The organism is Sphaerisporangium sp. NPDC049002, from assembly GCF_040649355.1.
Lineage (GTDB): Bacteria > Actinomycetota > Actinomycetes > Streptosporangiales > Streptosporangiaceae > Sphaerisporangium.
This window is the reverse complement of sequence record NZ_JBEZFH010000040.1, coordinates 20,392-41,365: the sequence shown is the minus strand read 5'-3', so window position 1 is coordinate 41,365 and position 20,974 is coordinate 20,392. Positions and strand designations below refer to the sequence as shown.

Genomic DNA, 20,974 nt, shown 5'->3' with positions numbered 1-20,974 from the left:
ACGGCCCGCCCGGCGCCGTGCCCGTACCCGCCGTGCCCGTACCGCCCGCCGCGCCAGAGCGTCCGTACGACGCGGAAGCCGGGCCCGTAGTCGACGCCGGCGCGCGCGATGTGGTCATAGCACTCGGCGCCGGTCATCGACCGCCGTGTCAGGGCGGCGCGCAGCCCGTCGAGGTCGACGGACGGCCGGGGGGCGGCGCCCGCGAGGAGCGCGCGGCCCTGCACATAGACCTGGCCGCTCTCGTCGGCGGAGGCGGTCAGCTCGAAGCGCAGCGGGCCGTCCGCCGTCCCCGGGCGCTCCTCGGCCAGGGTGAACTCGATGTCGAGGCCGTCGCCGTCGACGGCGACCGGGCGCACCCAGGTGACGTTCCTGAGCGTGATGCCGCGCTGTGCGGCGCCGGGCACCGCGCGTCGGGCGGCGGTGTACGCCATCTCCAGGCTCGCCACGGCCGGCAGCAGCCGTCCGCCGCCGACCACGTGGTCGCGGAGGACGAACTCCTCGCCGGTGAAGCGGGTGCGGTAGCGGACGGCGCCGAGGCCGGAAACGTTCTCGTGCAGCAGCGGATGCGCGGGGGCCGCGGTCTGCGGTGCCGGGGTGCCGGGGCGGGCCGGCCAGGGGTGGGCGACCTGGCTGAAGGGGTAGGTCGGCAGGCTGAGCCTCCGGCCCGCGACGGGCCGGGGCAGCCGCCGCCAGTCGACGTCGGCGCCGCCTGCCCAGGCCCTGGCGAGCTTCCTCAGCTTGCCCTTCTCCCACCAGCGCGCGAGCTTCGGCTCGGGTTCCCCGGAGGCGGCGGCGGGCGCCGTGTCGCCGGTGAACCGCCGCGGCGAGTCCTCGCCTTCGACGAACAGCGCGAGTTCGGCGGCCAGTTCGCCGAGGTCCCGCACGACGAACGCCACCCGTGCGGCCATGGGCACGCGGCCGACCTGAAGCGTGTACGCGAGGTCGCGCAGCCGGACGCCGGCCGCCCGGGGGGCGCGCAGATACGCCAGCAGGTCGCGCGCGTACCGGTCCAGGTTGGCGTTGGCGCGCGCGGACAGGGGCACGAGCTGCGGGGAGCCGTCGTCGGCTGGGGCGGCGTGGTCGGCGGCGTACTCCTCGAAGACGGCGTGCGCGTTCGTGCCGCCCAGTCCAATGGAGCTCTGCGCCGCCCGGCGCGGGGCCGGGCCGGAGGGCCAGTCCCGCAGCGTGTCCACGACGTGGAACGGCGACCGGTCGAGGCGCAGCTCCAGGTTGGGGCGGGTGTAGTTGAGGGTCGGGGGGATCTGCCGGTGGTAGAGGGACAGCAGGACCTTGATGCTGCCGGCGAGCCCCGCGGCGGAGTCGAGGTGGCCGAGGTTGGACTTCACCGAGCCGATGCCGCAGTAGCCGGTCGCGTCGGTGAAGTCGCGGTACGCCTCGGTGAGCGCGGCCAGTTCGACCGGGTCGCCGAGCTTGGTGCCGGTGCCGTGGGCCTCGACGTAGCCGATCGAGCGGGGGGCGATGCCCGTGCGCTCAAGGACGGCGCGGATCACGCGGCTCTGCCCGGTGACGCTCGGGCTGTAGAAACCGGTGGCGTCGGCGCCGTCGCTGTTGGTGGCGATGCCGCGCAGCAGGCCGTAGATGTGGTCGCCCGCGGCCACGGCGTCCGCGGCGCGGCGGATCAGTAGCACGGCGACGCCCTCGCCGCCGGCCATGCCGTCGGCTTCGGCGTCGAAGGCCTTGACGCGGCCGTCGCTGGAGAGGTTGAGGCCGGGCTGGTGGACGTAGCCCCGGCTGTCGGCGCTCGCCGCGGACGCCGCGGCGACCAGCGCGAAGTCGGTCTCGCCGGAGCGCACCGCCTGGGCGGCCAGCGAGAGCGCGGTCAGCGACGAGGAGCAGTTCGAGTGCACGGACATGCTCGGTCCGCCGAAGCCGAGCTGCTGCGAGATCATCGAGGCGACGGTGCCGCCCTGGCTCATCACCCACGACAGGTACTGCTCCGGGGTCTCGACGACGCCGGTGGGCGCCCCGTCGGGGGGCGCGCCGTAGAAGTGGTTACCGTGGGTGACGTAGACGGCGGTGTCGGGGATGTCGCGGTGGTTGTACCCGGCGTCCTCGACGGCCTTCCAGGCGTGCAGGAGCAGTTGGCGGAACTGCGGGTCCATCAGGGCAACGTGATGCGGTGACAGCCGGAAGAACTCGCCGTCGAAGAGTTCCTTGCCGTCGATGGAGGAGCGCAGCGGTACGAAGCGCGGATCGCGCATGAGGTGCTCGGGCACTCCGGCGTCGCGCAGCTCCCGCTCGCTCCACCAGCGGGTCGCCGCGTCGCCTCGCGTGAGGTTCTCCCAGAACTCCCAGTGGTCGTCGGCGTTCGCTAAGCGGCAGGCGATGCCGACGACCGCGATCGCGTCCGGCGGCACCGGCTGGGCCTGTTCCGGGGCCGGGCGGTCGGCCTCGGCCGGCATGTCGTCGTCCGCCTCGTCGCGCGGCGCCGCCGTCGTGGACACGTACTCGGCGATGGCGCGGACGCTGCTGTGCTTGAACAGATCGGCGGCCGCGAAGGGGACCCCGAACTCGCTGCCGATGCGCTGCGCTAGCAGCACCGCCGTCAGCGAGTTGCCGCCCACCTCGAAGAAGGAGTCCGTCGGGGCGATGTCCGCGACCTGGAGGACCTCGCGCCAGCAAGCGAGGACCCCCTCCTCGGTCTCGGCACGCGAGGCATACGCGGCGTGCGAGGCCCGCGAGGCGTGTGGGGCGGGCCGGTTCGGCTCGGGTGCGAGCGAGATCTCACGCCGCATCAGCGCGTTGCGGTCCACCTTGCCGCTGCCCGTCAGCGGGACGGCGTCGAGCGCGACGTAGAAGTCGGGGACCATGTACGCCGGAAGGCTCGCACGCAGATGCTCCTTGAAGGCCGCGGCGGCGCCCGCCCGCTCACGGGCGGGCACGTAGTACGCGACGAGATGCTTCGCCGCGTCCTCGCCGCGCGCGACGACGACGCACTGCGCGACGTCCTCGTGCCGGCCCAGGTGGTACTCGATGTCGCCCGGTTCGATGCGGTAGCCGCGGATCTTCACCTGGAAGTCCAGCCGTCCGAGGTACTCGATCTCGCCGTCGTCGGTCCAGCGGGCCAGATCACCGGTGCGGTAGATCCGGCCGCCGAGCGCGGTCGTGTGGTCGACGAACTTCTCCGCGGTCAGCTCGGGGCGGTTCACATAGCCGTCGGCGAGCCCGGTGCCGGCGATGCACAGCTCCCCGCTCTCGCCGGCGGGCACCGGCCGCAGCCGTCCGTCGAGGATGTGGACCTCGGTGCTAGGGAGGGGCCGGCCGATGGTGATCGGGGCGTCGGCGCGCACGAGCGTGCCGGTGGAGTACACCGTGGTCTCGGTCGGGCCGTAGAGGTTCCACAGCTCGGTGTCGGTGCTTAGGAACTGCTCCTTGAGCGTGCGGGAGAGGGCCTCGCCGCCGCAGAAGGCCCTCAGGCCCTCCGGGTTGCGCCAGCCGGAGTGGAAGAGCATGCTCCAGGCGGCCGGTGTGGCCTGCATAACGGTCGGCCGCACGCGCGCGATGCGCTCCTTGAGCCGCTCGACGTCCTTGAGCGTCGCGCTGTCGCAGACGTGGCAGCGTCCGCCGCGGACCAGCGGCAGGAACAGCTCCACCTGCGCCATGTCGAAGCTGATCGTGGTGACGGCGAAGAGCGTGTCCGTACGGTCCAGTCCGGGCTCTTCGGCCAGCGAGCGCAGCAGGTTGGTGAAGCCGCGGTGCGGGATCATCACGCCCTTGGGCTTTCCGGTGCTCCCAGAGGTGTAGATGACGTACGCCAGGTCGGACTCGGTCGCCGTGACCTCCGCGCGGTCGCCCCGGGCCGCGGCCTCGGCGAGTTCGGCGCGCTGCTCGTCCAGCACCACGAGGCCGCCCGCCGCCCTGGCTCCCCGGCCGGCGAACAGGGCCCGGGCCTGCTCCTTGTGGCGGGACTGGGTGACGACGAGGGACGTGCCGCTGTCCGTGACGATGTCGGACAGGCGGGCGGCAGGCAGTTCGGGGTCGAGGGGCACGTAGGCCGCACCGGCCTTGAGGATGCCCAGCAGCGCCACGACCACGGCCGCCGACCGGTCCAGCAGGACGGTCACCAGATCGCCCCGCCGCACGCCGCGCGCCACCAGGTGCGCCGCCAGGGCGTCGCTGCGGCGGCCGAGTTCGCGGTACGTCAGGACCTCGTCGTCGGCCTCGACCGCGACGGCGTCGGGGTGGCGGCGCGCGGCCGCCTCGACCATGTCGTGCACGCACGGGCCGTCGCCCTGAGCCGTGCCGGGCTCGTCGGAGATCCGGCACAGCTCACCGACCCGGACCGCCGGCTCGCCGGTCACGGCCTGGAGCAGGCGCAGATAGCGGTCCGCGAGCCGCTCGACGAAGTCCCGGGTGAACAGCTCGGGGTGGTACTTCCAGTGCAGCGTGTAGCCGTCACCGGTGCGCCACGCCTCCACCGAGAGCTCGTACTCGCCCTCCTGGTGCACATCGTGGACCAGCTCGTACGGGAGGCCGGGGCCGCCGATGCCGTCGAGGACGTCCTGGTAGATGAACGCCGTCTGGAAGATCGGGGAGCGCTCCGGGGCCTGGCCCTGCGGCAGTTCGCCGACCAGGGCCGCGAAGGGGTAGCTGTGTAGCATCCCGTCGACGAGGTCGCGCTGCACCCGGCCCGCCATCTGCCGGAAGGGCTCGTCCTCGTCGAGGCTCACCCGCACCGGCACCATGTTGATCATGAGCCCCATGGCCTCGGCGAGCGCCTCGTCCGCGCGCTCATTCACGGGCACGCCGACGACGAGCTCCCGGTCGTCCGAGTACGTGGCCAGTACCGCCGCATAGGCGCTCAGCATCAGCGCCGAGGGGGTCACCCTCCAGCGGGCGGCCGACTCCGCGATCCCGGAGGCCAGCGCGGCCGGCAGCTCGCTCAGGTAGGTGTCTCCGGCGAACCGGTCCACGACCTGGCTGTGCGGCCGGTCGGTGGGCAGGTTCAGAGTCGGCAGCGGCCCCGCCAGCTTCTGACGCCAGTGGGCGAGCAACCCGGCGCACCGCGCGGGCAGGGTGGCCTGCTGCCGGTCCACGAAGTCGTGGAAGGCCGCCGCCGGTGCCGCCGGGTCGGGCTCGGCTCCGGCCAGGACGCGCGCATATGCCTCGAACAGCGCGCGCATCAGGATCCGGGCCGAGGTGCCGTCGAAGACGATGTGGTGGACGCTGACCAGCACGATCGACTCGTCCGCGGGGCGGGTGAAGACGCGGATGCGGACCAGCGCCTCCCCCTCCATCGCGAACGGGCGCTTGTGCTCGCGTTCGACGGCGGCCAGCGCTTCGGCGTCCGGGAGAGCCGACAGGTCCACCTCGGCTAAGTCGGGCTCACGACCGGGGTCCACCGACTGGTACGGCCCGTCCTCGTCGCTGCCGATCACCGTGGTGAGCACCGGGTGGCACTCGGCCACGGCACGCCATGCCCGCAGGAACGCGGCGGTGTCCAGGCTACGGACGCGGAAGCACAGCGGCACGTTGTAGGCGGTGGCCCCGGGGTACGCCTTCTGCAGCGCCCACAGGCCGCGCTGACCCTCGGAGAGCGGGTACGTCCGCGCTCCCGACCTGAGCCGCCTCAGCAGGTCCCCGACCTCGGTGTCGGTGATCTTCCCGGCCCTGTAGTCGGCGATCAGGGCGCTGAGCTCGTGCTTCACTTCGTGCTTCTCTCTGCGTCGAGGAGCGCTATCGCGTCGTCGAGGTCCAAGGCGCCCGTCCCCAACCGCTCTAGCAGGCTGAGGACTTCGGGCCGCGGTGGGGCGGCTGGTGCCGTGAGCGGCTGCGGTCCCGCGTCGTCCCGGACCAGACGGGCCACCCGGTCGGGGTGGGCGCCGGTGAGGTGGGCGGCGAGCCCGGCGACCGTCGTGTGCTCGAAGAGCGTGCTCGGCACGAAGCCGGGCGCGATGGTCGCGTCCAGCTCCCGGGTCAGCCTGACGGCGCCCAGCGAGCTGAGGCCCAGCTCCAGAAAGCCCGTGTGTACGGGGATCTCCTCCGCGGCGCGGCCGAGTTGAGCGGCGAGCAGCTGCCGCACGAAACCGCGCGCCCTGGCCTCAGAGGACGCGTGGTCCTGCGCCGGGAGCGGTTCGCTCGCGGCGGCGAAGCGCCAGACCGGGCCAGCCGCGAGGGTCCGGGGCTGACGGGCCTCGGGTTCCGTGGCGGCGGCCGGGGCCGACGGCTCCGGCAGCGACTCGGTGGTCGGTGCGGCCGCAGCTATCCAGTGGCGCTCCCTGGCGAACGGGTACGTGGGCAGGTGCAGTCGCCGCGGCGTCCGCCCGTGGAGGCGGTGCCAGGGGACGTCGTAGCCCTCCAGCCACAGCTCGGCGATCTTGCTCCAGTGACCCTGGGCGGACCACCGGGAGACCAGGTCGTCGAGGACGTCGTCCTCATCCAGCAGCCGCGACTCCCGCGGGAGGTCCTCGGCGCGGGCCCACCACACGTTCGCCGGCCGCGTGCCCCGCAGGAAGCCACGCAGGGCGTCCTTCACCTCGTCGAGGCCGTGGGCCAGCAGCACCAGGCGCTCCTCCAGCGCCACGCGGCCGCTCTGCAGGGTGTGGGCGAGGGCCGCCAGGTCGACGTGGTCCCGCGCGTCGAGGAAGCCCAGGAGCCGCTCGGCGTAGGCGCGCAGCCGGTCCTCGTTCTTCGCGGACAGCGGGACGAGCACAGCGCCGGACGCGGCGGCGGGCCGCGGATCGCACGGACCGGGCGCCTCTTCGAGCACGACATGGGCGTTGGCGCCCGTGGCGCCGAAGGCGCTGACGCCCGCCCGGCGCGGGGAACCCGCCCCGGGCGTGACGACGGTCCACTCCTGCGTCTCCGTCTGGAGGCGGAATGGTGAGCCGTCGAGGTCGAGGTACGGGTTGTCCCGTTCCGCCCGGACGAGCGGGGTGAGCGTCCTGCGGTGGAGCTGGAGCACGGCCTTGGTCAGGCTGCCGATGCCGGCGGCCGCCTCAGCGTGCCCGATGGCGGACTTGAGGGAGCCCAGGGAGCAGAAGCCGGTGCGTTCCGTCCGCCTGCCGAAGGCCCGCTCCAGGCCCTGCAGTTCCATCAGGTCGCCGATCTCGGTGCCGGTGCCGTGGGCCTCCAGGCAGCCGAGCGAGGCCGGGTCGACGCCGGCCCGGTCGAGGCAGTCGGTGATCACCGCTTCCTGCGCGGCCGCCGACGGCACACGGAAGCCGGGGGTACGCCCGGAGTGGTTGACCGCGCTGCCCTTGATCACCGCGTAGACGGCGTCGCCGTCCTGAAGTGCCTTCTCCAGCGGCTTCAGCAGCACGGCACCCACGGCCTCGGCCGGAACATAGCCGTCTCCCCCGGCGCCGAAGGAGCGTGCGGGCCGGTCCTGTGCGAGCAGCCCGAGCCCGCCGTACGTCCGGTACTTGGCCGGATGCAGGGACAGGTTGACCCCGCCGGCGATCGCCGCCTCGCACTCGCCCCGGCGCAGCGCCTCGACGGCCAGGTGCACGGCGTTGAGCGAGGAGGCGCACACCGTGTCGACGGCCAGGGACGGGCCGTGGAAGTCGCAGACGTGCGAGACGCGGTGGGCGACGGTCGCCGCGTTGAGGGCCAGGGGGATGCGCTGCCCCCGGCGCACGGCCTCCTCCTGGAGCAGTGCGTAGTCCTGGTGCATGACGCCGACGTACACGCCCACGGCGCGCCGCGGGCCGGTGCCGCGGCCCCCGGCGAGCTCGGCCGGGGTGTAGCCGGCGTCCTCGATCGCCTCCCAGCAGACCTCCAGGAACAGGCGTTCCTGCGGGTCGAGGAGGGCGGCCTCGTCCGCCGGGATGCCGAAGAATCCGGCGTCGAAGCAGTCGACGTCGTCCAGGAACCCGCCCCAGCGGGACCCATCCGGCACCTCGCCGTGCGGCCAGCGGGTCTCCGGGACCTCGGTGATGCAGTCCCGTCCCGCCTTCAGATTCTCCCAGAACTCGGCGAGGTCCCGGGCCTTGGGATAGCGGCCGGCCATGCCGACGACGGCGATGTCCCCGGGGCCGCCTGTGCCGCTCACGTCGGGGGTCTGCTCATCGCCCGCTGCCGCATCGGCCCTCGGACCCTCGGCCCCGGTGACCGGGTGCGCACCAGCGAGATGCCGGGCCAGCTCGGCCACCGTGGGGTGCTCGAAGAGCAGCGTCGGGGAGAGCCGCGTGTCCAGCGCCTCTTCCAGGCGGGTCGCCGCCTGGAGCAGTTTCGCGGAGTCCAGCCCCATCTCGTAGTAGCTCGTGGTCGTGGAGACCTGGTTCGCGGGGACGCCGAGCTGCTCGGCGACCACGGACCGGACCACCTCGGTGACCCGGCGGCCGTCGACTTCCACCACCGTGGCCGCCGTCGCGGGAGCGGACGGCCGAGCCGTGTCGGCACCCCCGCGCGCGGGGTTGATGTGTCCAGCCTGGCGCACCGCCTTGCCGGTGTACTCCGCCAGCGCGCCGACCTTCCGCCCGTCGGCGTCGAAGAACTCCATGGTGAAGGTGAGGAGTTCCGCGTGCAGGTCGACGGAGTCCCGGCGGATGCGCGTCACACAGGCGTCGCGCAGCGGCGCGGTAGCCCGGAAGGACTTGTAGAACAACGGCAGGAACAGGCGTGACTCGCCGCGGGACGGCCCGGCGAGGACGTCGCTGGCCGCGACCGCGCTGCCGTCGATCAGGGCGGGGTGGAAGAGGTGGTCCTCCGGGTTCTCCCCCTCGTCTGCACGGACCCGCACCCAGAGTGCCTCGGGGGTGTCGGCGACCGAGCCGTGGGCCTTCATGGGGCCCGAGTGGGCCAGCTCCAGCTCCCGGTAGCCCCGGTACACCTCGTCGAGGCTCTTGGCCCCGGCGTCCTCGGGGACCTGGGCGCGCTCGTCATAGGACGTCGGAGCCACTCGGTGCATCTCGGCCGTGATGTAGCGCCCGGCGGCATCGCCGGCCTCGATACGCCAGCTGTCCGCGGTATCGCGGCGTGCCTCGATCCGGATGTCCAGGGCGCTGTCATCCACCGCGAGCGGACGGTAGATGGATAAGTTTCGCAGTTCGAGCCCCTCGCAGGCCGCACCGGACTCGGCGAAGCACCGGTACAACAGGTCGATCCAGGCCAGTCCGGGCAGCAGCCGGCGGCCGTAGACCCGGTGGTGATCCAGGACCGGGTGCGCGGGATCGAGGCGCCTGATCCATACGGTGGTGTCGTCGGGCACGACAGGGCCCGCGGTGCGCACGTCGGTGCGCGTCAGCTCGGGAAGGGCCACCGGCCCTCGGCGCACCGCGCCGGGAGGCGCGCTGTACCGGCCGACGATGACATGCCCGTTGGTGCCGCCGTCGGCGAAGCTGCTGAGCGCCGCGTAGGACAGGTCGGCCGCCTCGGCCCGGCGGGGGAAGGCGAGGCCGGCCGCGTTGACGGAGAAGTGCTCCATCGGCTGGTGGCCCGACAGGAAGGGCACCAGGCGCTGGTGGTGCACCATCAGCGCCACCTTGATGAAGGCGGCGATGCCCTCGGCGCACAGCGGATGCCCGATGTTGGGCTTCATGGAACCGAGGTGCAGCACGGGGCTCGTATCGGTCGCCCCGTCGCGGTACACAGCCTGGACGGCTTTGAGTTCGAGCAGGTCGGTCAGCTGGGAGCCGGAGCCGTTGGCCTCCAGGTAGCGCAGCTGCCCGGGAGAGCGGCCCGCCCGGCGCAGCGCGTCGCGCATCACCCGCTGCTGCGCCTGGAGGTTGGGCGTGGCAGGGCCAGCCGTACGTCCGTCGTTGTTGACGGCGATGCCCTCGACCACCGCGTACACCGTGTCCCCGTCGCGCTCCGCCTGCGCGAGCGGCTTGAGGACCACCACACCGGCGCCTTCGCCGAGCACGACCCCGGCCGCGTGGCGGTCGAACACATGGAACTCGCCGTCCTCGCGCAGCAGACCGCGGCGCCGGAACAGCTCGTGGTCCGAGGGGTCGGTCAGCAGGCTGACGCCCGCCACCACGGCGAGGTCGACGGAGCCCGCCACCAGGGCGTCGGTGGCCAGGTTCATGGCCACCAGCGAGGAGGAGCAGGCGGTGTCCAGCACCATGGCCGGGCCCTGCCAGTTGAAGAACTGGGAGATGTTGGCCGCCAGGTAGTTCTGGCCGACCGCCATGATCGGATTGCGGGCCGCGTCCACCAGCCCGGCGTCCGCACGGCCGCGGCCCCGGGCCCCCACGTACACACCGGTGTTGCTGCCGTCGAGGTCGTCGAACCGGTATCCCGCGTGGTGGATCGCCTTGAGGCTCTCCTCCAGCAGCACCAGCGCCTGCGGGTCCATGGCCCGCACGTCCTCGGCGTGCAGCATGAAGTAGCCCGGGTCGAAGCCGTACACGTCGTCGACAACTCCGGCAGAGAAGTCGGCGGGCCTCCCCCACCGGTCCTCGGGGACCCTGCGGATGGCAGACCTGCCCTCGGACAGCAGGTCCCAGTAGGCGGCGAGGTCGGGTGCGCCGGGCAGGCGGCAGGCCATGCCGATGACGGCGACGGGCGCCGCGGCGGGCTCGGCGGGTCCGGCGGGGGCGGGGCGTGCGGGCTCCAAAGCCGACGCCGGGCTCCTGGGCTCCGGGGTGAGGGGTGCGGCCTCCGAGGCCGGGCGCGCGGGCTCCAGGGCCATCGGGGCAGGCGGCGCGGTGGCCGGCGATGCGGGTTCCCCCTCCGCGGTGGTGCTCGGGGCGCCGAACTCGGAGGCCACCTCCGCCGCGTACGTGTCGAGCAGCCAGGCCGTCAGGTCGTGCAGCGTGGAGTGTTCGAGGAGCGCCGAGGGGTCCAGAGTGACATCCAGGCGTCGCCGGATCCTCTGCAGCACCTGGGCCAGGAGGATCGAGTCGGCACCGTAGTCGGCGTACGAGGTGCGCGCGTCGAGCACCCCGGGCTTCAGCCGGAGTTCGGCCTCGAAGGCCTCGCCGAGGAACGCCATGAGCCGCTCGGCCAGGGCGGAGCCGCCGTCGTCGAAGGCGGGCGCGGGACCGGCGGGGTGCGTGGCGGGGCGGGGACCCGGGGCAGCGGCCGGGCGGCGCCTGGGGCGCAGCAGGGCGGCGGGGTCGAAGCGGGCGGCGTCGACGACCAGCGGCATGACGACCGGGGCGCGCCTCGACGTCAGGATCTCGTCGAGGAGGGTGAGGCCCTCGGCGTCGGTGATGCTGAGCATGCCGGTGTCGGTGTAGGCCTGGTTGGTGACCTCGCCGAATCCGGTGTCACGCCAGCTGGGCCACTGGATGCTCGTGACCGGCAGGGTTCCTTCGTACGCGTGGGCCACGTAGTCCAGGTAGGCGTTGCCCATGGCGTAGTCGCTCTGCCCGGCGCCCAGGGTGGGCACGGCCGCGGAGACGGAGGAGAACAGCAGCACGAACCGCGGCGCCGAGGCGTCCAGGGCGGCCAGCAGGTTGCGCGTGCCCTCGGTCTTAGGGGAGACCACTCGGGCGATGCCCGCGATGGACTTGCGGACGAACGCCGGGTTCTCCGTGTCGACCAGTCCGGCCGCGTGGACGACACCGGCGATCCTGCCCATCGATTCCTCTACGGAGCGCAGGCCCGCGCCGACCTCGTCGCCCCGGTCGAGCAGCAGCGCGAGCACGCGCACCTCGACACCCTCGGCCTCGAGGTCCAGTACCGCGCGGATCTTGCCGCGCACGGCGGGTTCGCAGGCGTCCGGGTCGTCCCACAGCTGGCGCGGGGGCAGCGGGTCCCGGCCGATCAGCACGAGCCGCCGGACGCCGTACCGCCGCACCAGGTGCCGCGCGCACAGCATCCCGAGGCCGCGCGTGCCGCCGGTCACCAGGAGCACCTCGTCGTCGGCGAAGGTGAAGGCGGAGGCGTCGGTCGGCGCGGCCGGTTCGAGGTCGTCGAGCACGGGGGCGTAGCGGACGTCGTCCCGGTGGCAGACCTCCACCTCGTCGTCCGCTTCGTCTAGTTCGCGGCGGATGACGGCCGCCAGCCGTTCGTCGCCGGACACCGCGGGGTCCAGGTCGACATGGCGTGAGACAAGGCCGCCGTACTCGCTCTGGAGCATCCGGTAGAGCCCGGCGCGCGAGGCGCCGGCCAGGTCGGTCCGGGTGCGCGGGTGGGCTTCCAGTCCCTGGGTCACGTACAGCAGCCGCAGGTCGCGCGCCGCCTTGGCGGTGAGCAGCGTCTGGAGCAGCGCGAGCGACTCGCCGGACCGATCGTGCGCGGACAGGCCGGTGAGGTCGATCCAGGCGGAGCAGTCCTCGGCCCGGCGTCCGAGCCGCTGCTCGGCGCGGGGACCCGTCTCCACCAGGGTCGCGCCGTCGCACAGCCGGGCCAGCGCGGCGGCCAGGGGCGCGGTGGCGGCGTCATGCAGGACGACGACGGAGGCGGCCGCGTCGCCCGGCCGCGGGGCGGAGTGCGGCGCCGGGCGCCACCGCTTGGTGAGGAAACGGACCTCGCCGCGGGCCGGTTCGGCGGGGGTGGCATCAGGCACAGGTGCGGTCACGCTCGCCGCGAGCGCCTCCGGCACCCAGTGCCGTTCCCGAGCGAAGGGGTACGTCGGTGCGCTGATCCGGCGCGGTGCGCCGGCGGTGTGCAGTCCGCGCCAGTCGACCGACGCGCCGCGCACCCAGAGGTCGGCGAGGCGGGACAGCTTGCCGTGCTCCAGCAACCGCCGCGTGGTCTCGGCGAGTTCGTCGGCGGGCAGGAGGGAGGCGAGGGTGTCGCGGGCGCGCTTGGCGTTGCCGCTGACGACGTCTTCGATGTCCCCGTCGCCCGCAAGGTACCGCTCCAGCTTGTCGGCGAGCGACGCCCAGGTGCCGGCCACGATCGCAAGACGCTCGTCCATGGCCTCGCGCCCGACCTGGAGGGTGTACGCCAGGTCCGCGGGTAGAGCCGTACCGGAGCCGGCGTCCTTCTCCCGTACGAATCGCAGCAGTTGAGCCGCGTAGGCGCGCAGGCGGTCCTCGTCCCTGGCGGACAGCGGGAACAGCACGGGCTGCCCGGAGGGCGGCGCCGGGCGCCGGTCGGTGTACTCCTCCACCAGCACATGGGCGTTGGAGCCGCCCGCGCCGAACGACGAGACACCGGCGAGCCGGGGCCGGACGCGGCCGTCGACGACGGGCCGTACCCACTCGCGCAGTTCCTGGTTGACGACGAACGGGGTCGCGGCGAAGTCGATGTTGGGGTTGAGCGTGCGGGAGTGCAGCGAGGGGGCGATCTGGCTGTGTTCCAGTTGCAGCAGGACCTTGGTGAGTCCGGCGATGCCCGCCGCGCTCTCGCAGTGGCCGATGTTCGACTTCACCGAGCCGAGGAGGCAGTACTGCCGCTCCGCGTCCTCGCCGAACGCCTGGCTGAGTCCGGTGATCTCGATGGGGTCGCCCAGCTTGGTGCCGGTGCCGTGCGCCTCGATGTAGCTGACGGCGCGGGGGTCGGCTCCGGCCTCGCGCAGCGCGTCGGCGATGGCCGCCTTCTGGGCTCGCGGGTTGGGCACGGTGTAGCCGTTGGTGCGGCCGCCGTGCGAGATGCCGATTCCCTTGATGACGCCGTAGATGTGGTCGCCGTCGCGTTCGGCGTCGCGCAGCGGCTTCAGTACGACGACTCCCACGCCCTCGCCCGGGATGTAGCCGTCCCCGCCGATGCCGAAGCTCTCGCAGTGGCCCTTGCCGGAGATGAACTGACCCGCGCTGAGGCTCAAGTACTTGTTGGGGTGGACGGTCACGTTGACACCGCCCGCGAACGCCAGCCTGGTGCGGCCGTCCCGCAGGTCCCGGCAGGCTAGCCCCAGCGCAGTCAGCGAGCTGGAGCACATCGTGTCCACGGTCATGCTCGGGCCGTGGAGGTTCATCACGTACGAGACGCGGTTGGCGACGCTGGCGAAGCTGCTGCCGACCGCGCTCGGGTTGCCGTGCGGGGTGCCGCCGCCGTTCTGGAACAGCAGTTGGTACTGGCTCCACATGACGCCCGCGTACACGCCGACCTGCCCGTCGATGCGCCGCAGGTCCTCGCGCGTGTGACCGGCATCCTCCAGCGCCGCCCAGGCGTGCTCAAGGAAGAGCCGCTCCTGCGGGTCCAGGAAGTCGGCCTCGTACGGCGAGATGTTGAAGAACAGCGGGTCGAAGCGGTCGACTTCGGCGATGAAGCCGCCCCACTTGCTGTAGTGGCGCCCGGGCTCGGTGCGGTCCCCGCTGTAGTACGCGCGCCAGTCCCAGCGGTCCTCGGGCACCTCCACGACACAGTCGCGGCCGTCGCGCAGGTTCTGCCAGAACTCGCGCAGGTCGCGGGCCTCGGGGTAGCGGCCGGAGACACCGATGATCGCGATGTCCAGGGCGGACGTCGCCGGCTGGGCGGGCTCGTGTACGGCCGTCCGCTCCGCTACGGGCGGCAGTGGCTCGCGCTCGGCCTCGCGGGGCGCGCCGGGCTGGGCGAACAGCTGCTCCAGGGCCGGCCGGTGCCGGTCGACGAAGTAGCCGGCCAGCTCGGACAGCGTGTGGTACTCGAACATCAGCGTCTTGGGCAGCGAGCCGAAGGTGGACTCCAGTGCGGCAGTCAGCTCGGTCGCCAGGATGGAGTCCATCCCGTAGGCCCCGAAAAGTTCGTCCGCGTCGAGGCCGTCCGCGACCAGGCCCGTGACGCGGGCCAGCGCCTGCTTGAGGAACCTGACCGTCTCCTCGGTGAGTTCGGGGCGGGTGCCGCCCCCGGAGGCGCCGTCCCCGGCCTGACCGGGCTCGGGTACGGCACCGAGCAGGGCGCGAAGTCCCGCCTCGTCCCCGGCGCCGACAAGCACGTGCGGCTCGCCCGAGGCCAGGGCGCGGTGGAACGCCTCGACGCCGGCCGAGGTCGTCATCGGCACGAGCCCCGTGCGCACCCGGAGCGCCTCGCGTGTGGTGTCGTCGGCGCCCATGCCCCCGCTCGCCCACAGCGGCCAGCCGATGGCGACGGTACGGCCGCTGCGGGAGCCGGCCCGGACCAGCTCGTCCCTGCGGTGGGCGAAGGCGTCGAGGAAGGCGTTGGCTACGGCGTAGTCGGCCTGGCCGACGTTGCCGGTCGTGCCCATGATCGACGAGAACAGGGCGAAGAAGTCCAGTTCCGTGTCCCGGGTGGCCTCGTCCAGGCTCACCGCGCCGTCCAGCTTTGGGTGCAGGACCCGGCCGAACTCCGCCGCCGACTTCTTGAGCAGGAAGGCGTCGTGGAGCACGCCCGCGCAGTGCAGCACACCGTGCAGACCGCCGAAGCGGCGCACGAGGTCGGCGACGAGGTCGCGGGTGCCCTGCCGGTCGGCGACGTCCAGCACGTGGTACTCGACGGTCGCGCCCGCGTCGCGCAGGGCCGCGAGCCGCGCCTCCCTGTCCGCGGTCAGCGGGGAGCGGCCGGTCAGGCACAGCACCGCGCCCGGTGCCCGGCGGGCGATCTCCGCGGCGAACACGAGGCCGAGGCCGCCGGCGCCGCCGGGGACGAGGTACACGCCCCGCTCCCGCCACGGGACCTCTCCGGCGCCGTCCGCCGGCAGCGCGGCCAGGGGCTCCCAGCCGAGGACGTGCCGTCGACCGCCTTCGTAGCGCACCCGCTGGTCCTGCGGGGAACGGCTGTCGTCGTCCAGCGTCGCGGCCAGGGAGGCCGCCGTGGCGTCGGCCGGCATGGACAGGAGCTGGCCCACCAGGGCGGGGTTCTCCAGGTGCGCCGTCCGCAGCAGACCCGACAGTGCCTCGTGCAGCCGCCCGGCGCCGTCGGCGGGCACCAGCACCTGCACGAGCACCGGGCCCGCCGGCCTGCCCAGCAGGATGCCCTTGAGCGCCTGAAACAGCTCGATCGCCCGGGCGGCGACGGCCTGCTCGGGCCGGGTCCGCGGGTCGGAGGGGGTGGCCGGCCCGGACACGGCCTCCGGCTCCGCCGGGTCGAGGAACGTGATGTGCGGGGCCAGCGTACGGAGTTCCGCCAGGCGCTCCTCGAAGCCGCAGGCCAGCGCGACGCGCGCGGTGTAGCGGGGCGCCTGGCCGGAGGCGGCGGCCCGCTCGCTCCACGTCGGCCGGAGCAGCGTGACCCGCTCGGTGGCCCGCGGCGCGGCATCCGGGCGTCGGCGCGCGCAGTAGCCGCGCAGCGCCGCGAACACACGGCCGTGCTCGTCGCAGAGGTCGATGTCCCAGCGCCGCACGTCGTCCGAGGAGCCGGCGGCCTCACGCAGCCACGCGTACGCGGTGGCGGGAGTGGAGCCCCATACCATCAGGGAGTCGAGGGTGAACGGAAGCGCCGCGTTCCATTCGGGCGCCTGCGCGGCGCCGTCCGGCCGGGCGGCGTGGATCTCCGGCGCGTACACCGCCTGGAGCGCGCCGTCGAGCACGCTGGGGTGCAGCACGTAGTCGTCGCGTGTCGCCGCCACGCAGTCGGGTACGACCAGGGTCGCCAGCACCTCTCGCTCCCCCAGGCGCACCTCGCGCAGCGCCCGGTGGGCGGGTCCGTAGTCCAGTCCGGCGGCGCGCAGGGCCTCGTAGCACTCGTCTGCGCCGAGAACCGCCGTGTCCATACAGGCCGTCAGCGCCGCGAGGTCCAGCGGGGCGTGGGCGGTCGCGGGGCCGCGCGATCCCCGTCCGCGTGAGTGCGTCACCGTGTCCGTCGTGCCGTCGGGCCCGGTCGTGCGGATCTCGAAGCCGACCCGGTCGTCGGCGCCGTACGTCACGGTGGTGTGGACGGTGCGCGGAGCGTCCCCGACGACGACCGGACGCGACCACACCACGTCGTCCAGGCGTACGGACGCGCCCTCGCCCGACGCGGGCAGCGCACGGTAAACGGCCTCGCGCGCCAGCTCCAGAAAGGCGACGGCGGGCAGGACCGGCTCGTCCTGGACGCGGTGGTCGCGCAGAAAGAAGTCCTGCCGGGTGAACACGGACCGGTACGTCCGCGCGCCGTCCTCGTCCGTCGCCGTGCCGTGCAGCAGCGGGTGGCTCCCCGCCGGGCGCGCGGGCTCCTCGGCGTCGAGCCAGTAGCGGGTCCTGGCGAAGACGTGCGTCGGCAGGGGGACCCGGCGGGGCTCGGCGCCGTCCTCGTACAGCACCGCCCAGTCGACGGCCGCGCCGAGCACCCAGTCCTCGGCCAGCCGCGCCACGTCGCGCCCGGCCGGGCTCGGGGTGGTGGCACGGCCGACGCGCTTGGCTCGGCCGCGGAAACCGGCGGGCGCCGCCACGTCCTCACCGGAGACCACACGTGCCAGCAGGGTTTCGAGTGCTGCCGCGTCGGTGGCCAGCAGCGCCAGCCGCTCGGTCAGGGGTTCCCGGCCCACCTGGAGCGTGTGGGCCAGGTCCCGCAGAGCGGCCGGGTCGGGCCGCGTGGCGCGAAGGTGTGCGAGGAGCGACTCGGCCTGTCGTACGAGCTGCTCGCCGCTCTCCGCGGAGAGTACGACCGCCACAGGGGCCACCGCCGCGTCAGCGGGCGTCGAGCGGGGCGCGGGTACCGGGGGCTCCGCGACGATCACGTGTGCGTTGCTGCCGCCGGAGCCGAAGCTGCTCACCCCGGCGACGCGCACGCCGTCCGCCACGGGCGGCCAGTCACGGAGTCGGTCGACGACGGAGAACGGCGTCCCGTCGAGGGCGATCTTGGGGTTGAGGCGCTCATAGTGGAGCGAGGCGGGCAGTTGCCCGTACCGCAGGGATAAAACGATCTTCAGGAGCCCGGTGATGCCCGCGGCGGCTTCGAGGTGGCCGAGATTGGTCTTGACGGAGCCGAGCCCGCAGGGGGTGGTGCTGCCGGCGAAGGCACGGGTGAGGCCCTGGACCTCGATCGGGTCGCCAAGCGCGGTGCCGGTGCCGTGTGCCTCGACGTACGTCACGTCGGCGGGCGTCACGCGTGCGTCGGCCAGCGCCGCGGAGACCAGGCTCGCCTGCATCCGCGCGCTGGGCACGGTCAGCCCGCCCGCCTGGCCGCCGTGGTTGGTGGCGCTGCCCTTGATCACGGCGTGCACGTGGTCGCCGTCCGCGAGCGCGTTGGCCAGCGGCTTGAGCAGCATGACCACGCCGCCCTCGGAGCGGACATAGCCGTTGGCGGACGCGTCGAAGGTCTTGCACAGGCCGTCCGGCGACAGCATGCCCGCCTGATGGTAGGCGACGCTCGCGGCCGGATGGCACAGAACGTTCACCCCGCCGACCAGGGCGGCCTCGCAGTCGCCCGCGCGCAGCGCCCGGACGGCCTGGTGGACGGCGACCAGAGAGCTGGAGCAGGCGGTGTCCACCTGGATGCTCGGTCCGCGCAGGTCGAAAAAGTAGGAGACCCTGTTGGCGATGATCGCCATGGAGGTGGCCAGCCCGCTGTGCGCGCGCACCGGCAGCTGCCGGGTGTCCATGACGCGCTGGTAGTCCGAGCCGCTGGCCCCGATGAACACGCCGATCGAGGCGCCCGAGACGGCACTCGCCGCACATCCGGCGTCCTCCAGGCAGGCCCAGCTCAGCTCCAGCATCCAGCGCTGCTGGGGGTCCATGCGCCGGGCCTCGTTCGGCGTGATCCGGAACAGCCCGGCCTCGAAGCAATCACCGTCCGTGACGAATCCGCCCCGGTCGATTCCCGGGTGGGTCTCGGGGCCGATGCCGTCGGGCCACTGCCAGCGGCCGTCAGGCAGCGGCCCTACGGCCGTGCCGCGGTCCGCGAGGAGGCGCCACAGCTCGGTATAGTGGTCGATGCCTCCGGGCAGCCGGCAGGCCATGCCGACGATCGCGATGTCCTGCCCACCCGGCGCCGGTGTGCTGCGGACGTCCGGCTGCTCCGGATCGGTCTCCTCCCGGAGACCGTCGAGATAATCCACAATCTTCGAGCCGGTGTTGCACTCGAAGAAGAACAGCGCTCCGAGCTGAATGCCGTACCGGCCCTGTATCCTGTCCTGGAGATCGAGAAGACTCGCCGAGTCGATTCCCAGCTCGAACAGCGGGCTTTCCAGCAGGATTTCACCGGACCGGTCCGATTCCGCGGCACCCGCCGTTTCCTCCAGGAATTCCCGCACCTCATCGGTCAGCACCTCAAGCGGAGGAATGTCGGCGGCCTTTTCGGCTGCGGTCCGCTCCAACTGCCGGACCCGTTCCCGGCGGCCGTCAAGGTCGTATTCGACCAGGACGCCGTTTCCCCGGTTGACGGTGTCGGCGGGCCGGTAATCCGGCACGAGTCGGCGTATCTCGGCGCCGTGCAGCTGGTGCATCCGCAGCACGGTGTCGAGGCAACGCCCTTGCCCGTTACGGGCGTTGATGTACTCGGCGAGCTCCCAGCCGGGGTGCCGCTCGAAGTCGTGGCAGCGGGTGACGCCGACCACGGTCCAGACCTTCGCCTCCTCATGGCACCACGTCAGGAGGTGTTCCAGGAGGGCGTCCCCGTAGCCGAAGCTGTGCATGCGGGGGTCGATGTTCAGGGACAGCACATGGGCGATGGCACCGTCCGCGCGGTGCAGCCGGTCCGCGGTGTCGAACCGTGCGGAGCCCAGTTCGCCAATGTCGGCGATGCGCTGCGAGTAGATGACCCCGCACACGCCGTCATCGGTCTCAACGACGAATTGCCCGGCGGGATTGACGGCCAGTCGGCGCTCGATGATGCCGCGTGAAACCCGCAATCCCTCGGGCCAGCACAGCTCCTCGAGTTCAATGAGCCGGGTGAGGTCGGACGCGTCCGCACGGCGAATGACTGCATGGCGCTGCCAAAGCATGATGAGATGGTCCGTTCCCCCGCGTGCCAGACCGTCCCGGACACACCAAACGACTATCTTTCTCGCCGCCGAAGGTGAAACCACCTGGACATGAAATATGTCCACCGTGAGGGTGAACGCATTTCCTGCCGTTGACGGCTTTGCGACTATTTCACCCGGAGATCACTTAGTCAAACCATGCCCCCGGGCAGGGTGACCCGCATAGTCTTCATCGCAGGTCAAGCCTCTATTCGGGTGAAATTCCAGCCCTAGGACGGCCATGAGGTGGTGCGGGTCGTGCTTGAGCTTGCGGATGGTCGCGGCGATCTTCCGGGTCCCGGATTGGCGGATCATCCACCGGCTCACGACCATTCGTGACGCAGCCGAACACCTCACCTATTACCTGATCTACCTGCGGAAACGACTTTGCGGGTCGCCCTGTGCCCCCGGGGGCGGCGCTCCCCCCGCATACCCTCTAAGGTGACCGTCGCCGCAAACATGCCTTCGCGGGCGCGAGCCCCGTGGTTGAAGGCCCGTCAGGGCGGCTCTCGCACGACGAAGGGGAACAGACCGTGGCCGAACCGTCGATGAGGAGCGCCTGGATCCGGCGGTTCCACCCGGCGCCCGAAGCCCCCGTCCGCCTGGTCTGCTTCCCGCACGCCGGCGGTGCCGCCACGTACTACCACTCGCTCTCCCAGGCGATGTCGCCGGACGCGGACGTGCTGGCGATCCAGTACCCCGGGCGGCAGGACCGCCTCGGCGAACCGTGCATCGAGGACATACCCACACTCGCCGACCGGCTCGTCGACGAGCTGGTTCCCTGGTCCGACCGCCCGCTGGTCCTTCTCGGCCACAGCATGGGGGCCGCCGTGGCGTTCGAGGTCGCGCTCCGCCTGGAGCGCCGCGGGGTGGTGCCGCTCGGGCTGTTCGCATCGGGGCGGCGCGCGCCCTCGCTCCGCCGCGACCAGCGCGTGCACCTCGCCACCGATGCGGACCTGGTTGCCGAGCTCAAGAAGCTCAACGCCGCCAACGCCGAGGTCTTCGCCGACGAGACGCTGCTGCGCATGGTGCTGCCGACGATCCGCAGCGACTACCGCGCCATCGAGCTCTACCACAATCCGTCGGCCCTCCCGTTGCGTTGCCCGATCGTCGCGCTGACCGGAGACGCCGACCCCGTCGCGGACGTTGCCGACGTCGAGCTCTGGGCGCGGCACACCTCGGCGTCCTTCCGGATGCGGGTCTTCCGCGGCGGCCACTTCTTCCTTGACGACCACGCCGACGCGGTCCGGCAGGAGATCCGCGACCACATCGCGGCCGTGAGCACGTGCTGACCCCGCCGGGATACCCGGCCCACGATCGCGCGGCGCAGTGGGTCAGGCTGACGTCGGCCACGGAGTC

Annotated in this window: 4 protein-coding genes; 2 read left to right on the top strand and 2 right to left on the bottom strand. The window is 72.7% G+C overall.

Translation table 11 applies throughout. From position 1 onward, the window contains the following. Nucleotides 1-5,669 (bottom strand): amino acid adenylation domain-containing protein (locus tag AB0B89_RS11505; protein ID WP_358551179.1); only part of this gene is annotated, 5,669 nt, incomplete at its 3' end. Beyond that, on the bottom strand, nt 5,666-19,315 hold the full coding sequence (locus tag AB0B89_RS11500) for an SDR family NAD(P)-dependent oxidoreductase (protein WP_358551177.1): 13,650 nt from the start codon (nt 19,313-19,315) through the stop codon (nt 5,666-5,668). The genes AB0B89_RS11500 and AB0B89_RS11505, both read right to left, overlap by 4 nt. Here AB0B89_RS11500 and AB0B89_RS11495 point away from each other — a divergent pair, their 5' ends adjacent. Both AB0B89_RS11495 and AB0B89_RS11490 read left to right on the top strand, forming a co-directional pair. Beyond that, complete coding sequence (locus AB0B89_RS11495) at nt 19,316-19,495, top strand: hypothetical protein (RefSeq protein ID WP_358551175.1); 180 nt, start codon at nt 19,316-19,318, stop codon at nt 19,493-19,495. 653 nt (nt 19,496-20,148) lie between these two features. Beyond that, nucleotides 20,149-20,907, top strand: a complete 759-nt coding sequence (locus AB0B89_RS11490; protein WP_358551173.1) for an alpha/beta fold hydrolase — start codon at nt 20,149-20,151, stop codon at nt 20,905-20,907. Nucleotides 20,908-20,974 lie beyond the last annotated feature (67 nt).

Coding starts and splice junctions, on each gene's coding strand:
- AB0B89_RS11495 (WP_358551175.1), top strand. CDS start 19,316: ATGGGCGATGGCACCGTCCGCGCGGTGCAGCCGGTCCGCGGTGTCGAA.